The organism is Microbacterium sp. (genome assembly GCF_036823965.1).
Lineage (GTDB): Bacteria > Actinomycetota > Actinomycetes > Actinomycetales > Microbacteriaceae > Microbacterium.
Genome location: NZ_DAITBE010000011.1, coordinates 47,318 through 67,061 on the forward strand (window position 1 = coordinate 47,318; position 19,744 = coordinate 67,061).

The window sequence follows — 19,744 nt, forward strand, 5'->3', positions numbered from 1 at the left end:
GCTGGGGTTGAAATGTCGGTGGGCACTGGTGGGATCGAGGTATGGAAGCACTGATCGACGCGACGGACCAGCAGATGGCCACGCTCGGCGCGCTGGTCGACATGGCGCAGTCGATCGAGGGCGCGATCGCCAGCCTGCAGGCGGCGCGCGACGGCGTCCTCGCGCTCGCGTCGCAGTGGGCGCACGAGATCGCCGAGCAGGGAAGGCATCCCGATTGCGGTGACATGGCGGCGAGATCGGTCGCGGCCGAGCTCGGTGCCGCGCTGCGGGTGAGTGATCGGACCATGCAACGGCGCATGGCGGATGCGGAGTTCCTCGTCACTCGGTTCCCGCTCGTCTGGGCCGCGCAGGGCGCGGGTCGCATCAGTGCGGCGCACGCCAGGGTGATCGTCGAGGCGGGAGCCCATCTCATGCATGCGGGGGATCGCGATGCCTATGCGGCGGAGATGGTCGTGAACGCCGAGGTCGAGTCGCCGAACCGGCTGACGCGGATCGCCCGCCGGGCAGCCGAGCGCTTCCAGCCGCGTACGCTCGACGAGCGCCACGCGGATGCGCGGGAGCAGCGGCGGGTCTGGATCAAGGATGCGCCCGACGGCATGGCCGAACTCGGCCTGCTCGGCCCGGCGGCACTCGTGCAGGGAGCCTTCGACCGCCTGACCGGAATGGCGAAGGCCGTGCAGGCGCAGCCCGAACAGGCCGAGTTCGGGCACGCGCCGTCAGGCGAAGACCCCGGCAGCGCGCTCGACCAGCACCCACTCGACCAGCACCCACTCGACCAGCGTTCACTCGACCAGCTCCGTGCCGATCTCGCACTCGACGTGCTGCTCTCGGGCAGCCCTGTCGGCCACGACGGTGCCATCGGTGCGGAAGGAGTGCTCGGCGCGATCCGCGCGCACGTCTCGGTCACCGTCCCGGTCATGACGCTCCTGGGATGCAGCGAGACGCCGGCGGAGCTCGACGGACGCCGTCCGATCGACGCCGAGACCGCACGAGTGCTGGCGGGGGCGGCCTCCGGATGGGATCGCGTGCTCACGCATCCGATCACCGGAGCCGTGCTCGCGGTCGATCGCTACCGGCCGGGAGCCGATCTTCGTCGACATCTGCGAGCGCGTGACCAGCGATGCAGGTTCCCGGGCTGCGGACGCTCGCAACACGAAAGCGACATCGACCATACGCACGATGCGGTGCTCGGTGGGGCGACGCGGGAAGAGAACCTCGCCCACCTGTGCCGGCGACATCACATGCTGAAACACCACAGTCCCTGGCACATCGAACGGCTCGATGCCGGCCTCTTCGCCTGGACGAGTCCGACGGGCAGGACGTACATCGACCGTCCGCAGCCGCCGACCACGGTGACGTTCGTCGAAGACGGCGTGATCGCGCCGTTCTGAGCCTCGCGAACGCCCGCCGGAGCAAAGTTGAGCCAATTCATATCAACTTTGTTTGACAGCATCCGGGCCTCGGCGTATCCTTGAGTCATCGCGACTCAGGTTTTCCTGATCGCCAAGGATTTCCGAACTTCCGAAACCGCAACTTCCGCAACAAAGGAGAGAATCACATGGCACGTGCTGTTGGAATCGACCTCGGTACGACGAACTCCGTCGTCAGCGTCCTCGAGGGTGGCGAGCCGAAGGTCATCGCAAACGCCGAGGGCTTCCGCACCACCCCGTCGGTGGTCGCATTCACCAAGGACGGCGAGGTGCTCGTCGGCGAGACCGCGAAGCGCCAGGCCGTCACGAACGTCGACCGCACCATCGCGTCGGTCAAGCGTCACGTCGGCACCGACTGGAGCTTCGACGTCGACGGCAAGAAGTGGACGCCGCAGGAGATCTCCGCGCGCATCCTCATGAAGCTGAAGCGCGACGCCGAGTCCTACCTGGGCGACACGGTGACGGATGCCGTCATCACCGTTCCCGCGTACTTCAACGACGCCGAGCGTCAGGCCACGAAGGAAGCCGGTGAGATCTCCGGTCTCAACGTGCTCCGCATCATCAACGAGCCCACCGCTGCGGCGCTCGCCTACGGCCTCGACAAGGGCAAGGAGGACGAGCTCATCCTCGTCTTCGACCTCGGTGGCGGCACGTTCGACGTCTCCCTCCTCGAGGTGGGCAAGGACGACGACTTCTCGACGATCCAGGTGCGCTCGACCGCCGGTGACAACCGCCTCGGCGGTGACGACTGGGACCAGCGTCTCGTCGACTACCTGATCTCGCAGTTCAAGTCCACCACCGGTGTCGACGTCTCGGGCGACAAGATCGCCCTGCAGCGCCTCAAGGAGGCCGCTGAGCAGGCGAAGAAGGAGCTCTCCAGCTCCACGAGCACGAGCATCAACCTGCCGTACCTCTCGCTCACCGACTCGGGCCCCGTCTCGCTCAGCGAGACCATCACCCGCGCGAAGTTCGAGGACCTCACGAAGGACCTGCTCGACCGCACCAAGAAGCCCTTCGAGGACGTCATCCGCGAAGCCGGCATCAAGGTGTCCGAGATCGACCACATCGTGCTGGTGGGTGGATCGACCCGTATGCCCGCCGTCGCCGAGCTCGTCAAGCGCGAGACCGGCAAGGAAGCCAACAAGGGCGTCAACCCGGATGAGGTCGTCGCAGTCGGCGCCGCACTCCAGGCCGGCGTGCTGAAGGGCGAGCGCAAGGACGTCCTGCTGATCGACGTCACCCCGCTGAGCCTCGGCATCGAGACCAAGGGCGGCATGATGACGAAGCTCATCGACCGCAACACCGCGATCCCGACCAAGCGCAGCGAGACCTTCACCACGGCAGACGACAACCAGCCGTCCGTCGCGATCCAGGTCTTCCAGGGCGAGCGCGAGTTCACCCGCGACAACAAGCCGCTCGGCACCTTCGAGCTCACCGGCATCGCTCCGGCTCCCCGTGGCATCCCGCAGGTCGAGGTGACCTTCGACATCGACGCGAACGGCATCGTGCACGTGTCCGCCAAGGACAAGGGCACCGGCAAGGAGCAGTCGATGACGATCACCGGCGGCTCGTCGCTGTCGAAGGACGACATCGAGCGCATGGTGCGCGAGGCCGAGGAGAACGCGGCCGAGGACAAGAAGCGCCGCGAGGCTGCCGAGGTCCGCAACCAGGCTGAGACGCTCGCCTACTCGATCGACAAGCTGATCAAGGACAACGACGAGAAGCTCCCCGCCGACGTCAAGGAATCGGTCCAGGCCGACGTCGACGCCCTCAAGACCGCGCTCGCCGGAGACGACGACGAGGCCGTGAAGACCGCGTTCGACAAGCTGAACGAGTCGCAGGGCAAGCTCGGCGAGGCCATCTACGCGCAGTCCCAGGCGGATGCCGCAGCCGGCGCTCCGGCCGAGGGCGAGACGCCCGCGGCCGATGACGCATCCTCCGAGGAGGATGTCATCGACGCCGAGGTCGTCGACGACGAGGAAGACAAGAAGTAACCATGACGGACAAGAACTTCGACGAGAACGCCGGAGTTCCGGAGGGGTCGGACGCGAATGCGTCCGGCCCCCAGCCGGATCTCGGCAACCCCGACTCCACGCAGGCCGCAGCCGCCGAGGGCTCGGACGAGACGCCGGTCGACGGCGCCGCTGACGAGCTCACGGTCGACGACATCCTCGGCGCACCGCAGACCGGTGAGGCCGCGGCGGAGGATGCCGTGCTCGCCGACCTCGAGTCGACCCTGCTGAACGACCTCAAGCGTCTGCAGGCCGAGTACGCCAACTACCGTCGCCGCACCGAGGAGCAGCGCCAGGTCGAGAACGAGCGGGCGAAGGGCGAGGCCGTCAAGGGCCTCATCCCGGTGCTCGACGACCTCGACCGCGCCGCCACCCACGGTGACCTGGTCGACGGCACGCCCTTCGCGGTCATCGCTGAGAAGGTGCGCGCGGTCGTGGAGCGCCTCGGCGTCGTCTCCTACGGTGAGAAGGGTGAGGAATTCGACCCGCAGCGCCATGAGGCGATCTTCCAGCAGCCCACCCCCGGTGCGGCCAAGGCAACCGTGCTCGAGGTCGTCGAGGTGGGTTACCGCCTCGGTGATGTCGAGCTGCGTCCCGCGAAGGTCGTCGTCGCTGTTCCGGCTGAGTAGGCAGGTGATCAGTGGCTAGCCAGGACTGGTTCGACAAGGACTTCTACAAGACCCTCGGGGTCTCCAAGGACGTCACTGCTGCCGATCTCAAGAAGACGTATCGCAAGCTCGCCCGCAAGTATCACCCCGACTCCAATCAGGGCGATGCCAAGGCGGAAGCCAAGTTCAAGGAGATCAGCGAGGCCTACTCGGTGCTCTCCGATGTCGAGCAGCGCAAGGAGTACGACGAGATCCGCGCCATGGGCTCGGGCGCTCGCTTCACGGCGGGCGGCTCGGGTGCCGGCGGGTTCGAAGACGTCTTCAGCCGCTACGGCCAGCAGAGCCGTGGCGGTCAGTCCGCCGACTTCGAGGACATCTTCGCGATGTTCAACCAAGGGCAGGGCGGAGCGTTCGGGAACGGCCGCTTCGGTCAGACGTCCGGTGGGTACCGCGGCTTCGGCGGACCGCAGCGCGGCGCCGATGTCACGGCCCGCACGACGCTCGACTTCGTCACCGCCGTGCAGGGTGAGACCATCACCCTGCAGGGCGAGGACGGGAAGCCGTTCAAGGTGAAGATCCCCGCCGGGGTCGCCGACGGGCAGAAGATCCGTCTGCGCGGCCGGGGTCGTCCCTCTCCGGACGGCGGCGAGAGCGGAGACATCGTGGTGCAGATCGCGGTGCGCCCGCACCCGGTGTTCACCCGCGATGGCTTGAACCTCCGGCTGACGGTCCCCGTGACCTTCACCGAGGCGACGCTCGGCGCCACTATCGAGGTGCCGACGCTGAGCGGCGACATCGTCAAGCTCCGCGTCGCTCCCGGCACACCCTCCGGGCGCGTGCTGCGCGTCAAGGGACGAGGCGTCACCACCTCGAAGGGCACCGGCGATCTGCTCGCCGAGCTGCAGGTGGCGGTGCCGTCGCACCTCGACGAGGCAGCGCGCGAGGCGCTGGAGAAGTTCCAGGCGCTCGAGCCCGTTGAGAACCCTCGGGCCGAACTGATGGCGAAGGCTCGCCGCTGATCATGGACGCATCGATGACCGCGACACCGGGGGCGAGGTGACCAGACATGGCTGACCGCCGACTGGATGCCGACACCCCGGTGTTCGCGATCGCCGCCGCCGCCGAACTCGCCGGCATGCATCCGCAGACGCTGCGGCAGTACGACCGCATCGGACTCGTGGTGCCGGGGCGCACCTCCGGCGGTTCCCGCCGCTACTCGCCTCGGAACATCGAACAGCTGCGTGAGGTCGCCCAGCTCTCCGCTGAGGGTGTGAGCCTGCCCGCGATCGCGCGCGTGCTCGACCTCGAGGACGAGAATCGGATGCTGCGCCGCCGCGTCTCCGAGCTCGAAGCCGCGATCCGCGCCGAGCGCGACAACCGGCCCGGTGTGCGAGTGTTCGCCGCCGGATCCGCTGGCGTCGTGCCGATGCCGAGCGGTCGCCGTCTGCGCCGCTCGACCGAGGTCGTGCTCTGGAACCCGCGAGGGGACTGATTCCTGCGCCCGGTGTGTATCCTGTCAACTGTTAACAGGAGGTCACCGTGACGCAGAGCGTGAAGCGTGGAGAATCCCTCGGTGCACAGGTGGCCCGAGTGCTGAGACAGCGCATCGTGCGCGGCGAGCTCGCGCCGGGTGCCCGCATCACCGAAGAGGCGCTCGCCGAGGAGTTCGACGTGAGCCGCGGCCCGATCCGCGACGCACTCACGCAGCTCAGCTTCGAGAAGCTCGTCGAGGTGCAGCGCCCTCGCGGCGTGTACATCGTGGGCCTCTCGCCCGATGACGTCGAGCAGCTCTACAGCCTCCGCGGGGCACTCGAACAGCTCGCGCTCTCCAGGGCGATGCGGGTCGACGATGCCGCTCGTTGGGCTCCGATGGCAGCCGCCGTTGGCCGGATGGGCACGGCGGCCGACGACGGCGACCATGCGGCCTTCGTCACCGCCGACCTCGACTTCCACTCGCAGATCTACGCGCTCGCCGATCATCCGCGCCTCGAGGGCGCGTGGAACCAGTACCTGCCGACGTTCACCGCGCTGCTCGACGTCACGATCAATCATGACGAGGATCTGCACGAGTCCTCCGGCGACCACATGAAGCTGCTCGACGTCATGCGCACCGGCACGCCGGAGCAGGCTGCGGAGGTGCTCGCCTCGCACCTCGACGGCGCCCGCGACCGGATGCTCAGCGAGATCACCGCGCGGCGCTGAGCCCCGTCACGAGAGGCACGGCCATGATCGCGAGTGTTGACTGTTAACAGTCAACACTGCTAGCCTCAGGACGTCGACAACACGGTCGACCCACGTAGAGGAGCAAAGATGCCCCGCAAGCGCATCACCCGGGCGGCCGCCGCGATCGCCGCCCTCGCAGCCACCGCACTCGTCCTCTCGGCCTGCACCAAGGTCGAGGAGGGTGAAGACGCAGCGTCGGCATTCCCCGAGAACGACATCCGACTGATCATCCAGGCCAACCCCGGTGGCGGCTCCGACCTCTCGTCGCGCGCGCTCGCGACCGAGCTCGAGAAGATCCTCGGCGTCAGCATCATCCCCGAGAACATGCCGGGCGCCGCTGGTGCACTCGCGATGGAGTACGTCGGCGCGCAGGACCCCGACGGCTACGTCATCGGCTTCGCGCCCGTCGAGATCGCGATGCTGAACACGACGCAGAGCGCGAACGTCCTCCCGGAGGACTTCGACCTGCTCGGCCAGATCATGCTCGCGCCCGGCGTCATCACCGTCGGCGCGAACAGCGGCATCGAGACCCTGGAAGACCTGGTCGCACAGGCGGAGTCGGGTGCCGTCACGGTCGCCAACTCCGGTGCAGGCTCGATCTGGGAGGCCGCGACCATCGGCCTCGGCAACGCCACGGACGCCACGTTCACGCCGGTCCCGTACGACGGCGGCGCGACCGCCGTCGCCGCCGCGGCATCCGGTGAGACCGTCGCCGCAGTCTCCGGACTCGGCGAAGCACTCGCTCAGGGCGAGGCCGTGCGCATCCTCGCCGTCATGAACGACGAGCGCCACCCCGATGCGGAAGACGTCGAGACGGTCGAAGAGGCCATCGGTGAAGACGTCGTGTTCGGTGGCTGGGGTGGCATCTACGCACCCAAGGGCCTGCCCGACGACGTGAAGTCGACGCTCGAGGCCGCCGTCAAGGAGGCTGTCGAGTCCGACACCTACACGCAGTTCCAGAAGGACGCGGGCAACCTGGTGGTCTACCGCGACTCCGCCGAGTGGACCTCCTTCGTCGACGAGCAGTTCGCGCTGTTCAAGGACCTCCTGGGCTGAGAAGGCGGTCACCCAGCATGTCCACTCCAGAAGCGGGCGTCGCCGTCGCCGACGACGACTACCAGGGCGCACCGGCATCCCGGCCGCTCGAGATCGTCTTCGGCGTCGTCGCGCTGGCCTTCTCGGCCGGCTATCTCTTCCTCACCACGCAGATCCCGCTGCGCCGTGAGGCGGCGCCTGGGCAGATCGACGCCCGCTTCTGGCCGACGGTCATCGCCGTCACCGCTGTCGTCATCGCGATCGCGATCCTCGCCATGGCGCTCACCCGACCGGCTCCCGGTCGTGAAGACCTCGAGCGCATCCAGCCGGGCGGCTACGTCCGAGTCATCGCCACGCTCGTGATCACCTGCGCCTTCGTCGCCCTGTGGTCGCTCAGCACCGTCATCCTGTTCGGCTATCGCATCGAGGTCTTCCCGATCGCAGCCGCCGTCCTGATGGCCGCTCTCATGCTCCTCTACGGCCACCGCCGCTGGATCAGCCTGATCATCTACTCGGTCTCCGTCACGGCGTTCGTCTACGTCGTGTTCGGGATGCTCCTGAGGATCCCCCTGTGAACGCACTCATGGAGGGGCTGAACTCGCTCCTCGACATCTCGATCCTGCTCTACATGCTCGTCGGCCTCGTGCTCGGCTTCATGGTCGGAGCCTTCCCGGGCATCACCGCGACCATGGCGGTCGCGCTCGCCGCCGGCTTCACGATGACCCTCGAGCCCGTGCAGGGCCTCGCGGTGCTGCTGACGATCTACGTCGCTGCCAACTTCGGCGACCGGGTGCCGTCGATCCTCATCAACACGCCCGGCACTCCGGCATCCATCGCGACCACGCTCGACGGCTATCCGATGGCGAAGCAGGGCAGGGCCGGCCTCGCGCTGACCATCTCCGCGATCGTCTCGGCCGTCGGCATCCTCGCCTCGCTCGTGCTGTTCGCGGTCGCCGCAGTGCCGATCGCCAGCTTCGCCCGTGACTACTTCAAGTCGCCGGAGCTGTTCGCACTCGTGGTGTTCGGCATCTCGATCATGATCGGCATCTCGTCGAAGTCGATGCTGAAGGGCATCCTGGCCGGCCTGTTCGGTCTCGCGCTCGGCACCGTCGGCACCTACGCCGCGACCGCCGACCAGCGCTTCACCTTCGGCGTGCTCGAGCTCGTCGAGGGCGTCAACTTCATCGCCGTCATCATCGGCCTCTTCGGCATCGCCGAGCTGTTCGACCAGCTGCTCACCTACCGAAAGTCGAACGTCCGACCCATCTCCAGCCTCGGTCGCTGGTGGCCCAACAGGGCAGAGCTCAAGCAGAGCGGCCGCGCGACCGCGGTCGGCGGGGCGGTCGGCCTCGGCGTCGGCCTCATCCCGGCGGCCGGCGGCGACATCGCGGGGCTCATCGGCTGGGAGCGGGCGCGCAAGGCGTCGAAGCATCCGGAGATGTTCGGCAAGGGGTCGATCGAGGGTGTCGCGGCATCCGACACCGCCTCCAGCGCCACGCTCGGCGGATCGCTCACCACGACGATGGCGCTCGGCATCCCCGGCGACTCCGTCATGGCCGTCATGATCGGCTCGATGATCATCTGGGGCATCACCCCGGGCCCGACGCTCTTCACGAACCGGCCAGACCTCGTCGTCTCGATCGTGGGCATCATGCTCGTCGCGACGATCCTGTCGCTCGCGCTCAGCCTGGTGCGCATGAAGGGCATGGTGAAGCTGCTCGACGTGCCGCAGCCGTACCTGTGGAGCGGCATCCTGATCTTCTGCATCATCGGCACCTACGCCACCTCGAACAGCCTGTCGACGGTGCTCACGATGCTCGTCTTCGGCGTCGTCGGCGTGCTGCTCAAGCGCATGCAGGTGCCGGCGGGTCCGGTCGTGCTCGGTCTGCTCCTCGGCCCGCTCGCCGAGGAGAACCTCGCCCGCACGCTCGCGATCCTGCCGACGCGTCCGTTCTTCGAGGTCGTCAGCCCGATCGCGCTCGTGCTGCTGGCCCTCGCGGTGCTCTCGATCGTGATGCCGGCGATCCGCGCCGCCCGCACGCCCCGCGCCAAGCGGGCGTCGCTCGAGGACTCGATCCTGCAGGACGAGAGCATCGTGCAGATCGAGAAGGCGCACGACGAGCTCGCGGCGAACCCCGATCTGCTCACCTCGACCGTGCGCAACGTCGACACCTCATCCCGTGCGTCCCGCAAGGCACGCACGTCCCGCAAGAACTCCGAGGAGAACAAGAAGTGACCCGCTACGACATCCTGACCGCCGTCCCCACCGCGTTCCACCGCGACGGGAGCCTCGACCTGGAGGGCTCGCGGGCGATCTTCCGCTTCGTCGCGGAATCGGGCAACGAGGGCGCATTCATCCTCGGCACCACGGGTGAGTTCCCGGCGGTCGACGTCGCCGAGTTCACCGAGCTGGTGGGTGCCGCGATCGACGAGCTCGCCGACCGCATGCGTGTGATCGTGCACGTCGGCCAGCCCAGCACCTACGAGGCCGTTCGTCTCGTCGAGATCGCCAAGGGGCTCGGGGCGAGCGAGTTCGCCGCCCTCACGCCGTACTACCTGAAGTCGACCGAGGACTCGATCTTCGATTACTTCCAGGCGGTGTCGGATGCCGTGGGCGACGGTCGCCTGTACGTGTACATCTACCCGGCGCGCAGCGGCAACACGGTCTCACCCGAGCTGCTCGTGCGGCTGTCGGCGCTGCCGAACATCGTCGGCGCGAAGGTGAGCGAGCTGTCGCTCGACGAGATCGCCGCGTACCGCGCAGCCGTCCCCGCCGACTTCGACCTCTACACCGGCGCCGACCGCGACCTGATCGCCGCTGTCGACGCGGGAGCGCAGGGCGTGGTATCCGGCGTCTCCTCGGTGACGCCGAAGCCGTTCCGCGCGCTGGCCGACGCCGGCCGCTCGGGGGATGCCGACGCGATCGCCGCAGCGCAGACCGCCGTCGACGACGTGGTCTCGCTGATCGGCGGCGACATGGCCCGCATGAAGGAGGCGTACCGCGTGCTCGACGTGGTCGACGCCCACTGCCGCATGGCCATCGCCGAGCCGACGGATGCCGAGCGCGCCGCGGTCGCGCAGGTCGTGGCCGCGCACCGCTGAGTGCCGGTATCGGTGATCTCCTGCGCGCCGGTCATCGCCGGCGCACAGGAGATCGAAATGTCTGCTTCCTAGCGTGGACGCAGGGAACGACCCTGCTCCGCGCCTGGCGCGCGGGTGTCCTGCCACGAAGGAAGAACTCCTCATGACGAACACCAAAGCCCCCTCCTCCGCCGCCTCGCTGGGACTCCTCGTCCTCCGCATCGTGGTGGGCGCGATCTTCGCAGCGCACGGTGCGCAGAAAATCTTCGAGTTCACGATCCCCGGCACCATCGGTAGCTTCGCCGACATGGGGGTGCCGATGGCGGAGATCGCCGCTCCCGTCGTCGCGTTCGTCGAGCTCATCGGCGGCATCCTGCTGATCCTCGGACTCCTCACGCGTCCGGTCGGCATCATCCTGGCGATCGACATGCTGGTCGCACTGATCCTCGTGCACCTGCCGGCCGGGCTCTGGGTCGGCGAGGGCGGCTACGAGTTCGTCGCGGTGCTCGGTGTCGCAGCCCTCGCGCTGGCTCTCACCGGCGCCGGTCGCTTCTCGGTCGACGGCGCGTTCCTGCGCGGTCGCGCCCCCGCCTGGCTGAGCTGACCTGAACAGCGCGCACGATGACGACGGATGCCGTGGCCGAGGGGTCGCGGCATCCGTCGTCTCTGCGCCGTGTTGCGGAAGAGAAACCGGTGCTTCGCGTCGTTGCGGCCCGCGGCGGGACGTCCACTTGCGTTTACGCAAGTAGAAACATATGAAAACACAAAAGTAGAAAGACTTTCGCTGAGCTTCCTTGTAATCCTGGTCCTCAATACGCAAATAAACCTAAACTGAGCGCAGCCGGCATCCGCCGCGGACTTTTACAGCGAAGTAAGGGGATTGCAGATGAAGCTCAAGAGGAGCCTGGCAGGGGTGGCGACAGTCATCACTGCACTGGGGGTCACCGCGTGCGCCGGCGGCGCAGCGCCGGTGGAATCGGGCAACGCGTCGGCGGACGCGATCACGTTTCGTTCGTGGAGCCCGATCGAACAGACCACGCGTCAGATGATCGACGCCTTCCAGGCCGAGAACGAGGGCGCGACGATCGACGCGACGATCTTCAACTACCCGGAGTACCTGGTCGACCTGCAGAGCCGCGCGAGCTCGAACACCATGCCCGACGTGCTCGGCCTGCAGCCGGGGGCGCTCACTCAGCAGTACCGCGAGAACCTGATGCCGCTGCAGGACTGCGCGGCCGAGACCTGGGGCGATGACTGGCAGAGCAAGTTCTACCCGATCGGCATCGAGCAGGCCCGCATGGGCAACCCCGAGGGCGACGACAACTTCTACTCGCTGCCGATCCTCACCCAGACCGTCAACCTCTGGGCCAACTCAGAGATCTTCGACGACGCGGGACTGAGCGTGCCGAAGACGTGGGACGAGCTCGTCCAGACCACCGAGGAGCTCAGCGGTGGTGACGCCGCGCCGTTCCTGCTGCCGGCCAAGGACTCCTGGCTGCGCAACGTGGTCTTCCTGCAGATCGCCAACAACGTCTCACCCGGCACCGTGTACGAGGCGGAGGACGGCACCACGAAGTGGACCGACCCCGCGATCGTGAAGGCGTTCGAGTACTGGGGCAAGCTCTTCTCCGACGGCATCGCCCAGGACGGCGCGATCGGTCTCGACGCGTACCCCTCGGCCGTGAACCAGTTCGAGGCGGGCAACGCGGCCATGATCCCGCTGGGTGCCTGGTGGATCCAGCAGTCGGACCCGACCAAGTCCGACATCCCGCCGCTGTCGGAGGGCATGTCCGGCTACGAGCCGTTCCTGTTCCCGACCATCCCGGGAGGAGCGGCGGAGCCGCAGTTCGTGGGCGGCATCGACGTGAGCCTCGGCATCTCGAAGAACACCGCCAACCCCGAGCTGGCGTGCAAGGTGCTCACGGACTTCATCGCCGGTTCCGCCGCGCAGAAGCTCGTCAACACGATGAACGACGTGCCTGCCGTCACCGGACTCGCTCCCGAGAAGTTCACGAGCGAGAAGCAGGAGCAGATCTGGAACCTGTTCGTCGACGAGTGGCTGCCGCAGGTGAAGTGGTCGCGCTACTTCGAATCTCCCAAGCTCGACCAGGCGGTCGCCGACGCGCTGGCCGCGATCGCGACCGGTGACGCCACTCCGCAGGAGGCCGCGGAATCCGTGCAGGCTGTCCAGGACACTCTGTAACAACCGGATCCGTGCAGGGTTCGGGGCGCCATCCCCGAACCCTGCCTGAGAGGAGCGCGCATGAAGATCCTGACGAGAGAGAGGCTGGTGGGACTGGCCTTCCTGGCCCCGACCCTCATCCTTTTCGGCGTATTCGTCGTCTACCCCATCTTCTACAACGTGCAGGCGAGCACGCTGCAATGGGATGGCGTGAACGTCGGCACCGCCGTCGGGATCGACAACTACCTGGAGCTGTTCCGGGATCCGACGTTCCTCATCACGCTCCGCAACTCGGCCTTCTGGATCGTGTTCACGATCATCCCGCAGGGGGTGATCGGCTTCCTCCTGGCGGTCGCCCTCAACCAGGGACTGCGGGGCAGCACGATCTACCGGGCGATCTTCTTCATCCCCGCGATCCTCTCGCCCGTGGTCGTCGGCATCGTCTGGCAGCGGATCCTCGACCCGTTCAACGGTGTGCTCACCGCGATCGGCAAGGCCACGGGGCTCGAGTTCCTCGGCGGCAACTACCTCGCCGATCCGCAGACCGCGATCTTCGCCGTGATCTTCGTGAACGTGTGGATGTGGACCGGATTCTCGATGCTCTTCTACCTCGCCGGCCTCCAGCTGATCGACCCCAGCCTGATGGAGGCGGCCCGCATCGACGGAGCGAGCGGGTTCCAGACCATGGTGCGCATCACCTTCCCCCTCTTGAAGACCACGACGCTCTCGCTCGTGCTGCTCGGGATCATCGGCTCGCTCAAGACCTTCGAGCTCGTCTACGTGCTCACGCAGGGCGGACCCAACCATGCGTCCGAGATGCTGCCCACCTTCGCGTTCCTCGAGGCCTTCCAGCTGCAGAACGTGGGCTATGCCTCGGCGATCAGCGTGGTGCTGCTCGTGATCGCCGTCGTGAGCTCGCTCTCGATGGTGCGGGTGTTCGGTGCCGGATTCATCACAGGAGACGAGAAATGACCGCGATGAACGAGACCCGCAACCTGATCGTCCCGAAGGAGGCGGCGAAGACCCGCTCCCGCCACGGGGCGCCCGGTCGTCGCGTCGGCTGGCTCCACTTCGTGCTCATCCCGCTGTCGGTGCTGTGGCTCGTGCCGATCATCATGGTGATCGGCCTCTCGATGATGCCGCCGAACAACCCCGGCACCCAGTTCTTCGGGATCTTCCCCGAGGAGTTCAGCATCAAGAACTACCTCACGATCTGGGCGCAGAACCCGATCCTGCTGCACCTGCTCAACAGCCTGCTGATCACCGTGCCCTCGGTACTGCTGGTGTGCCTGCTCGGTTCGATGACGGCGTTCGCGCTGGCTCGGCTGCGCGTGCCGCTGAAGGCACTGATCTTCGGCATCCTGATCCTCGCGCTGATCCTGCCGATGTCGAGCATCGTGGTCGCGACCTTCCGGATCCTGCAGTCGATGCAGCTGTACAACAACCTCCTGGGCCTCGTGCTGGTGTACACGGCGCTCGGGCTGCCGTTCGCGGTGATCATCATCCGCACCTCGTATCTGGCGATCCCGCTCGAGACCTACGAGGCCGCGCGTCTGGACGGAGCGAGCGCGTGGCAGATCTTCTGGCGCATCTACCTGCCTCTGGGCAAGCCCGCCCTCGCGGTGGTCGCGGTGTGGCAGACGATGATGAGCTGGAACGACTTCCTGCTGCCGCTGGTGACGCTGGGTGACAACTCTCTCAAGCCGCTCACCCTCGTGCCCCTCGCGTACCGCGGCATGTACCTCTCGCAGCCGGGAGCGCTGTTCGCGATCCTGGTGCTGATCTCGATCCCGGTCGTGCTGCTGTTCCTCTTCATCCAGAAGTACCTGGTGAACGGCCTCTCGGGGGCGATCAAATGAGCGTCATCGGACTCGACCTCGGCACCAGCGGTATGCGCGCCGTGGCCTTCTCCGCCGACGGCGACGTGCACGGTGCCGCCTCCGTGGCGCTCACGCTGCGGCGCGACGGCACAGGCCGGGTGGAACTGGAAGCCGGGGAGATCATCACCGCTGCGGAGGACGTGGTCCGACGCGCGGCCGCGCAGGCCGCGGGGGCCGGCGACCCGGTGCAGGCGATCGGCTTCAGCGTCCTCGGCGAGGCCGTCGTGCCGATCGACGAGGCGGGCGCACCGGTGGCCCGGGTCGCCGTGAGCATGGACACCCGCGGCACGGCAGCAGCCGCCGCGGTCGGCGAGATCCTGGGCGACGGACGCTTCACCGCGATCACCGGCCAGCCCCTGCACGGCATGTTCTCGCTGTTCAAGATCATGGCCGGAGACACCGGCTGGGCGGATGCCGCAGGCTACCGCTGCATCGGCGATCTGCTTGCCGAGCGCTGGAGCGGCGTCGCGGCGATCGATCTCGGTCAAGCGGCGCGCACCGGCATGCTCGATGTGGACAGCGGGGAGTGGAGCGCGGAGATCCTTCGTGCCGCCGCGGTCTCGGCGCCATGGGTTCGGGCGGAGCGCCTGCCCGTGCCCGTCGCATCCGGCAGCGTCATCGGCGTCGTGCGGGAGGGGGCCGCGGATGCTCTCGGCGTCGCACCGGGCACCCCGCTGGTGGCGGGGACACACGATCAGGCCGCGGCCTTCCTGGGCGCGGGAGGCGAGCCCGGCGTGCGCTCGGTGATCGCGCTCGGCTCGAGCGACTGCCTGACCGTCGGCTCACGGGTGCGCCCCCACGGACTCGGCGCTACGGGCTTCGCGAGCTACCGCGTCGACGACGAGCTGTGGGTGACGCTCGCCGGCACAGCAGCAGGAGGGTGGGCCCTGGAGTGGCTGTCCGGGCTGCTCGGCAGAGGCGTCGCCGATGTGTTCGGCAGGGTCGCCGAGACGCCTCCTGCGCTTCTCGTGCTGCCGTACCTCGCCGGCTCCGGCACGCTCGACAACGACCCGTCCGCACGCGGCACGATCCACGGCCTGACGCTGGACACGACGGTGCCCGAGCTCGCCCGCGCTGTCGTCGAGGCGGCAGGGTTCGAGTTCCACAAGATCATCGCCGCGTTGCGTGCGCACGGCGTCGAGGTCTCCGACCTGCACGTCACCGGAGCGGGTGCGGACAACGCTGCGGCGCTCGACGCGCGTGCGGCGGCGACGGGTGCCTCCCTGACCCCCGTCGCCCGAGACGCCTCTGCCCGGGGTGCCGCGATGCTCGCGCTTCGCGGCATCGGCGGAGACCCGGCGGCGCTGCGCGTCGAACCCGCCGGGGCGACGCGTGCCGGTGATGGCTCCGACGGGGCCTTCGCCGACTGGTACACCGGCCAACGCGCCGCCTACGTCGCGCTCTACGAGGCGACGCGCTCCCTCAACCCCCACCTGACCTCACGACCCCAGCCACATCAGAAGGAGAACATGACATGACCGAGACCACGCTGCAGGTCGACTTCGACATCGCCGCCGCGAAGAGGGAGATCCTCGACTACTGCCTGCGCTCGATGGAGTACGGGCTCAACTTCAACACGCAGGGCAACATCAGCATCCGCGTGCCCGGTGTCGAGGACCGCTTCCTCATCACGCCCACCGACCTCGAGTACGACAAGATGACCCCCGAGGACATCGTCCTGGTCAACGGCGACAGCGAGCTCATCGAGGGACGCCTCGGCCCGTCGAGCGAGGTCACGGTGCACATGGCGGTGTACAAGCGCCGCCCCGACGTGAACGCGATCGTGCACTCCGAGCCCATCTACTCCAACGTGTGGGGCGTCGTGGGCTCCCCGATCCTGGGCACGCTGGTCAACATGGTGATCTACACCAAGGGCGACGTTCCGATCATGCCGTTCGAGCTCAGCAACAACACCGAGTTCGGCGAGCACATGTGCGACGCGATGGGCGACCTGAACGCGGTCGTGTGGGCGAACCACGGTCTGCTCACGGTCGGACCGAACCTGCGCGACGCCTTCAAGACGAGCGTGGCCGTGGAGTCCGCTGCGAAGGTGCAGGCCTACGCCCGTGCCCTCACCGACACCCCGATCGTGCTCGACTACGACACCCTCGGCATCACCGAGTCGCTCTGAGGCTCGGGGATGACACTTCAGACGCTGCGGGCCGCGCTCGCCGAGGCCGAAGCCGGCGAGTACGCCGTCGGTGCCTTCAACGTGTCGAGCATCGATCAGGCGATCGCCGTGCTCGATGCCGCCGATGCCGAGCGCTCGCCCGTGATCGTGCAGTCGATCGCCGGGATGTCGGCCTACGACGACGAGTCGCGCTGGTGGACACGTCTGCGGGGACTCGTCGAGGAGTACACCGCGGTGCCGGTCGTGCTGCACCTCGACCACGGCCGCACCTACGACGACTGCGTGCGGGCGATCGACCATGGGTTCACGAGCGTCATGATCGACGCGAGCCGCTCGACCGACACGGACGAGCCGGCCTCCTTCGAGGAGAACGTGGCTGCGACCCGTCGCGTGGTCGACACGGCGGCTCCGGCCGGCGTGAGCGTCGAAGGCGAGCTCGGCACGATCGGTGGTGCGGAGGCCGGCGTCAGCGGCATCGTCGAGGAGATCGTCTTCGCCGACCCGGATCAGGCGGTCGAGTTCGTCGCGCAGACCGGAGTGGATGCCCTCGCGGTCGCCGTCGGCACCAGTCACGGCTCGGTCAAGTTCACGGATGAGGCAGGCGGACAGCGCCTGCGCCTCGAGCTCATCGCCGAGATCAAGAGCCGCCTGCCGGAGACCTTCCTCGTGCTGCACGGCTCGTCGTCGGTGCCGGCCGAGGCCGTCTCCGTCATCAACGCGCATGGCGGCGTCGTGCGCCCCTCGTACGGCATCTCCCCGGCGCAGAAGACGCAGGGGGTCGCCGCCGGCATCCGCAAGATCAATCAGGGCACCGACTCGCACCTCGCCTGGAGTGCAGAGCTGCGCCGCTTCCTGCAGGAGAACCCCGCCGTGGTCGAGCCGAGCGAGCAGCTGCGTCCGGCGATCGGCGGCTTCCGGGCGATGGTCGCGCAGCGCATGCGCGAGTTCGGGTCGTCCGGACGGGCCTGATCCGCATCCGGACGGATCGTCAGGCGAGCTCGATCGTCAGCCCGGCCTCTCGAAGCGCCTCCAGCTCCAACGGAGGCGCTTCGATGCCTGTCACGAGCGTGTCGATGCGGTCGAGCGGCGCGACCTGGATCATCTGGCTCTTGCCGATCTTGGAGCTGTCCGCGACCACGATGCGTCGAGCGGCGGAATCCAGGTAGCGGCGCTTCATGGTGACCTCGGGAAGGCTCGAGTTCGTGAAGCCGGTGACCGAGACGCCGTTGCATCCGATGAAGCACAGGTCGCTGTGCACCGAGCCGAGGAACATGTCGCCCAGCGGATCGATCAGCGAGCGCTGCTTATAGCTCACGGTGCCGCCGGTGACCACGACGGTGATGTGGTGCGGCTCCGCCACGCCCAGCTCGAGCGCGATCGTGAGCGAGTTGGTGAAGACGACGACGCCGCGCAGATCCTCCCGTGCGCGCAGAGCGCGGGCGAGCGCGAGCGTCGTGGTGCCCGCGTCGAGGAGGATCGCCATCTCGCTCTCCACGAGTGCCGCGGCGGCGTTGCCGATCCGTCGTTTCTCGGTCACCGCTCGGGTGAGCGCACGCTCGTAATCGGGGGAGTGGGCCGTCGACTTGATGCCGGACATCGCCCCGCCGTGCACGCGCTGGATGATGTTCTCCTCGGCGAGCAGATCGAGGTCGCTGCGCACCGTGACCTCGGAGACGCTGAGCGCGCGGCTCAGCTCCTGTACGCGGGCGAAGCCCTGGCGCTCGATGATCGACACGATCTGCTCGCGCCGCACCGCGGCGGGGACCGTCTGCGACCACTCTGGCATCCCCTCAGCGTAGTCGGAGGGACCCGGCCGGCGACGCTGCGGAGATCTCCGCGACCCGGCGAACGGGGTATCCGCAGGTCAGCCGTCGAGATCGTCCGGGAGGTCGTCGGGTACGCGGGCGTTCGCCCGTGCGGCAGCGCGGTCGATGAAGAGACTCGCGGTCCAGACGAGGGAGACGATTCCAGGAAGGATCGCCGTCATCCTGCCCGCGGCGAGTCCGGCGGCCGCGATGCCGGCGAGGCCGAGGATCGCGACGAGCGAGATCGTGAGCCACAGGCGCGGATGGCGATGTCGGAATCCCTCTGGGCGCGCGGCGATGGCATCGATCTCCGAACGCATCCCATCACCGAACTGTTCGCGGGCGTTGCGGGGGCGGATCACCTCGAGGTCGCTGTCGAGCAAGGGATGGTCTCGGACCAGTTTCAAGCAGGCCGTGTCGAGCGAGAGAATGTCGAACAGGTCGTCGAGGGTGCTCTCGTCCGGGTCGCGACGGAACAGTGCGCGCAGTCGACTCGCCTTCGCGGAGTCGAGATCGAAGTGCGCGATCCAGGCGTCGACATCTCGGTCAGGCGGAATGACCTCGTCGAGCCACGTGCGCAGGAGAGCGCCATCGATGAGCTGCCCCGGCTTGCTCGGATCCACCTGAACCCATGGGCTGCGCCATGACGCGATGTTCGGTCGATGTCGTCGACTCATGAACGCCGCCGCGCATTCCGAACCCCGACGCCACAGTGCTATGCCGTCGGTCATCGCCCACAGCCCGTCGTCGAAGGCCGTGTCACGGTCCGCGCCGAAGTGCGGTCTCAGGGCGCGCCCCAGATCGCCCGCGTCGACGGAGTCGAAGCTCATCCCGAATCGCGCGCCCAGCATCGCGATGAAGTCTCGTTCCTCTCGTGAAGTCCACGCGATGGCGTCCATGGAAGTCGCCGGGCTCGGGGGCGCCGCGGGGCTCGGGTGCGGATGGTCCGCATCGGACACGAGCAGTTCACCGTCGAGGTGCATCCCCGGGCCGAACCGCTCCGCAAGTGCGGAGGAGAAATCGTCGAGGGGGATCCTGCTCCAGGGCACGGCCGGTGCGTACTCGTCGGGAACCATGAGGATCGAGGCGCCGTCGCTGGGAACGAGTGCGAACGTGCCGGTGTGATACATGATGCTGTGACGCACGGCGGCAGGAACGCGGAGCGACTCGAGGAGAGCGGCGAGCTCCTCGGCCTGATTCGCCTCGGACGGCGGCAGCCGGAGAGGAAGCCAGAGAATTCCGGGCGATTCGAGCACCAGCACATGGTAGCGATACTGCGGAGATGTGCGAGATCACGGATGCTCCGCGCGCTCGGCATCCGTGATTCCGCAGATCTCCGAGACCTGGCGGAGGGGAT

At 67.8% G+C, this 19,744-nt stretch carries 19 protein-coding genes; 17 read left to right on the plus strand and 2 right to left on the minus strand.

Annotated elements, in window-relative coordinates; genetic code table 11:
• The first annotated feature begins 41 nt into the window (after positions 1-41).
• From V7Z82_RS16105 to V7Z82_RS16185, 17 genes are all read left to right on the plus strand, one after another.
• Positions 42-1,391: an HNH endonuclease signature motif containing protein gene (locus tag V7Z82_RS16105; protein WP_334152667.1), complete on the plus strand. Its 1,350-nt coding sequence runs from the start codon at positions 42-44 to the stop codon at positions 1,389-1,391.
• Between the two features lie 167 nt (positions 1,392-1,558).
• Positions 1,559-3,424: a molecular chaperone DnaK gene (gene dnaK, locus V7Z82_RS16110; protein WP_334152668.1), complete on the plus strand. Its 1,866-nt coding sequence runs from the start codon at positions 1,559-1,561 to the stop codon at positions 3,422-3,424.
• Between the two features lie 2 nt (positions 3,425-3,426).
• Complete coding sequence (gene grpE, locus V7Z82_RS16115; RefSeq protein ID WP_334152669.1) at positions 3,427-4,071, plus strand: nucleotide exchange factor GrpE; 645 nt, start codon at positions 3,427-3,429, stop codon at positions 4,069-4,071.
• An 11-nt stretch (positions 4,072-4,082) separates the two neighbouring features.
• A complete protein-coding gene (locus V7Z82_RS16120) occupies positions 4,083-5,069 on the plus strand; it encodes a DnaJ C-terminal domain-containing protein (RefSeq protein WP_334152670.1) in 987 nt (328 codons plus the stop codon).
• Between the two features lie 47 nt (positions 5,070-5,116).
• A complete protein-coding gene (locus tag V7Z82_RS16125) occupies positions 5,117-5,542 on the plus strand; it encodes a heat shock protein transcriptional repressor HspR (RefSeq protein ID WP_334152671.1) in 426 nt (141 codons plus the stop codon).
• 47 nt (positions 5,543-5,589) lie between these two features.
• The gene (locus V7Z82_RS16130) at positions 5,590-6,252 is read left to right on the plus strand and encodes a GntR family transcriptional regulator (RefSeq protein WP_334152673.1); all 663 of its coding nucleotides are present in this window, start codon (positions 5,590-5,592) and stop codon (positions 6,250-6,252) included.
• A 108-nt stretch (positions 6,253-6,360) separates the two neighbouring features.
• Positions 6,361-7,329, plus strand: a complete 969-nt coding sequence (locus V7Z82_RS16135; protein ID WP_334152676.1) for a tripartite tricarboxylate transporter substrate binding protein — start codon at positions 6,361-6,363, stop codon at positions 7,327-7,329.
• 17 nt (positions 7,330-7,346) lie between these two features.
• A complete protein-coding gene (locus tag V7Z82_RS16140; RefSeq protein WP_334152678.1) occupies positions 7,347-7,883 on the plus strand; it encodes a tripartite tricarboxylate transporter TctB family protein in 537 nt (178 codons plus the stop codon).
• Positions 7,880-9,544 (plus strand): tripartite tricarboxylate transporter permease, encoded by a 1,665-nt coding sequence (locus V7Z82_RS16145; RefSeq protein WP_334152680.1) that lies wholly within the window; start codon positions 7,880-7,882, stop codon positions 9,542-9,544. Before V7Z82_RS16140 ends, V7Z82_RS16145 begins: the two co-directional genes overlap by 4 nt.
• Positions 9,541-10,410 (plus strand): dihydrodipicolinate synthase family protein, encoded by an 870-nt coding sequence (locus V7Z82_RS16150; RefSeq protein ID WP_334152682.1) that lies wholly within the window; start codon positions 9,541-9,543, stop codon positions 10,408-10,410. Before V7Z82_RS16145 ends, V7Z82_RS16150 begins: the two co-directional genes overlap by 4 nt.
• Positions 10,411-10,552: 142 nt before the next feature.
• A complete protein-coding gene (locus V7Z82_RS16155) occupies positions 10,553-10,993 on the plus strand; it encodes a DoxX family protein (RefSeq protein ID WP_334152684.1) in 441 nt (146 codons plus the stop codon).
• A 309-nt stretch (positions 10,994-11,302) separates the two neighbouring features.
• Complete coding sequence (locus V7Z82_RS16160) at positions 11,303-12,592, plus strand: ABC transporter substrate-binding protein (RefSeq protein ID WP_334152686.1); 1,290 nt, start codon at positions 11,303-11,305, stop codon at positions 12,590-12,592.
• A gap of 60 nt (positions 12,593-12,652) precedes the next feature.
• A complete protein-coding gene (locus V7Z82_RS16165) occupies positions 12,653-13,543 on the plus strand; it encodes a carbohydrate ABC transporter permease (RefSeq protein ID WP_334152687.1) in 891 nt (296 codons plus the stop codon).
• Entirely contained in the window at positions 13,540-14,430 is an 891-nt protein-coding gene (locus tag V7Z82_RS16170; protein ID WP_334152689.1) for a carbohydrate ABC transporter permease, read from the plus strand. Before V7Z82_RS16165 ends, V7Z82_RS16170 begins: the two co-directional genes overlap by 4 nt.
• Positions 14,427-15,929, plus strand: a complete 1,503-nt coding sequence (locus V7Z82_RS16175) for an FGGY-family carbohydrate kinase (protein WP_334152691.1) — start codon at positions 14,427-14,429, stop codon at positions 15,927-15,929. The genes V7Z82_RS16170 and V7Z82_RS16175 overlap by 4 nt, the downstream gene beginning before the upstream one ends.
• The gene (locus V7Z82_RS16180) at positions 15,926-16,582 is read left to right on the plus strand and encodes a class II aldolase/adducin family protein (protein WP_141873302.1); all 657 of its coding nucleotides are present in this window, start codon (positions 15,926-15,928) and stop codon (positions 16,580-16,582) included. The genes V7Z82_RS16175 and V7Z82_RS16180 overlap by 4 nt, the downstream gene beginning before the upstream one ends.
• A 9-nt stretch (positions 16,583-16,591) precedes the next feature.
• Entirely contained in the window at positions 16,592-17,551 is a 960-nt protein-coding gene (locus V7Z82_RS16185) for a ketose-bisphosphate aldolase (protein WP_334152694.1), read from the plus strand.
• 19 nt (positions 17,552-17,570) lie between these two features.
• Here V7Z82_RS16185 and V7Z82_RS16190 read toward each other — a convergent pair whose 3' ends face one another.
• Together V7Z82_RS16190 and V7Z82_RS16195 are read right to left on the minus strand one after the other, a co-directional pair.
• A complete protein-coding gene (locus V7Z82_RS16190; RefSeq protein ID WP_141873300.1) occupies positions 17,571-18,368 on the minus strand; it encodes a DeoR/GlpR family DNA-binding transcription regulator in 798 nt (265 codons plus the stop codon).
• Positions 18,369-18,446: 78 nt separating this feature from the next.
• The gene (locus tag V7Z82_RS16195) at positions 18,447-19,643 is read right to left on the minus strand and encodes a hypothetical protein (protein WP_334152698.1); all 1,197 of its coding nucleotides are present in this window, start codon (positions 19,641-19,643) and stop codon (positions 18,447-18,449) included.
• Positions 19,644-19,744 lie beyond the last annotated feature (101 nt).

Bases quoted from the DNA above. Each gene is read 5' to 3' on its own strand.
- V7Z82_RS16135 (WP_334152676.1), top strand. From the start codon at position 6,361: ATGCCCCGCAAGCGCATCACCCGGGCGGCCGCCGCGATCGCCGCCCTC.
- grpE (WP_334152669.1), top strand. From the start codon at position 3,427: ATGACGGACAAGAACTTCGACGAGAACGCCGGAGTTCCGGAGGGGTCG.
- V7Z82_RS16140 (WP_334152678.1), top strand. From the start codon at position 7,347: ATGTCCACTCCAGAAGCGGGCGTCGCCGTCGCCGACGACGACTACCAG.
- V7Z82_RS16185 (WP_334152694.1), top strand. From the start codon at position 16,592: ATGACACTTCAGACGCTGCGGGCCGCGCTCGCCGAGGCCGAAGCCGGC.
- V7Z82_RS16125 (WP_334152671.1), top strand. From the start codon at position 5,117: ATGGCTGACCGCCGACTGGATGCCGACACCCCGGTGTTCGCGATCGCC.
- V7Z82_RS16165 (WP_334152687.1), top strand. From the start codon at position 12,653: ATGAAGATCCTGACGAGAGAGAGGCTGGTGGGACTGGCCTTCCTGGCC.
- dnaK (WP_334152668.1), top strand. From the start codon at position 1,559: ATGGCACGTGCTGTTGGAATCGACCTCGGTACGACGAACTCCGTCGTC.
- V7Z82_RS16175 (WP_334152691.1), top strand. From the start codon at position 14,427: ATGAGCGTCATCGGACTCGACCTCGGCACCAGCGGTATGCGCGCCGTG.
- V7Z82_RS16105 (WP_334152667.1), top strand. From the start codon at position 42: ATGGAAGCACTGATCGACGCGACGGACCAGCAGATGGCCACGCTCGGC.
- V7Z82_RS16190 (WP_141873300.1), bottom strand. From the start codon at position 18,368: ATGCCAGAGTGGTCGCAGACGGTCCCCGCCGCGGTGCGGCGCGAGCAG.
- V7Z82_RS16180 (WP_141873302.1), top strand. From the start codon at position 15,926: ATGACCGAGACCACGCTGCAGGTCGACTTCGACATCGCCGCCGCGAAG.
- V7Z82_RS16155 (WP_334152684.1), top strand. From the start codon at position 10,553: ATGACGAACACCAAAGCCCCCTCCTCCGCCGCCTCGCTGGGACTCCTC.
- V7Z82_RS16170 (WP_334152689.1), top strand. From the start codon at position 13,540: ATGACCGCGATGAACGAGACCCGCAACCTGATCGTCCCGAAGGAGGCG.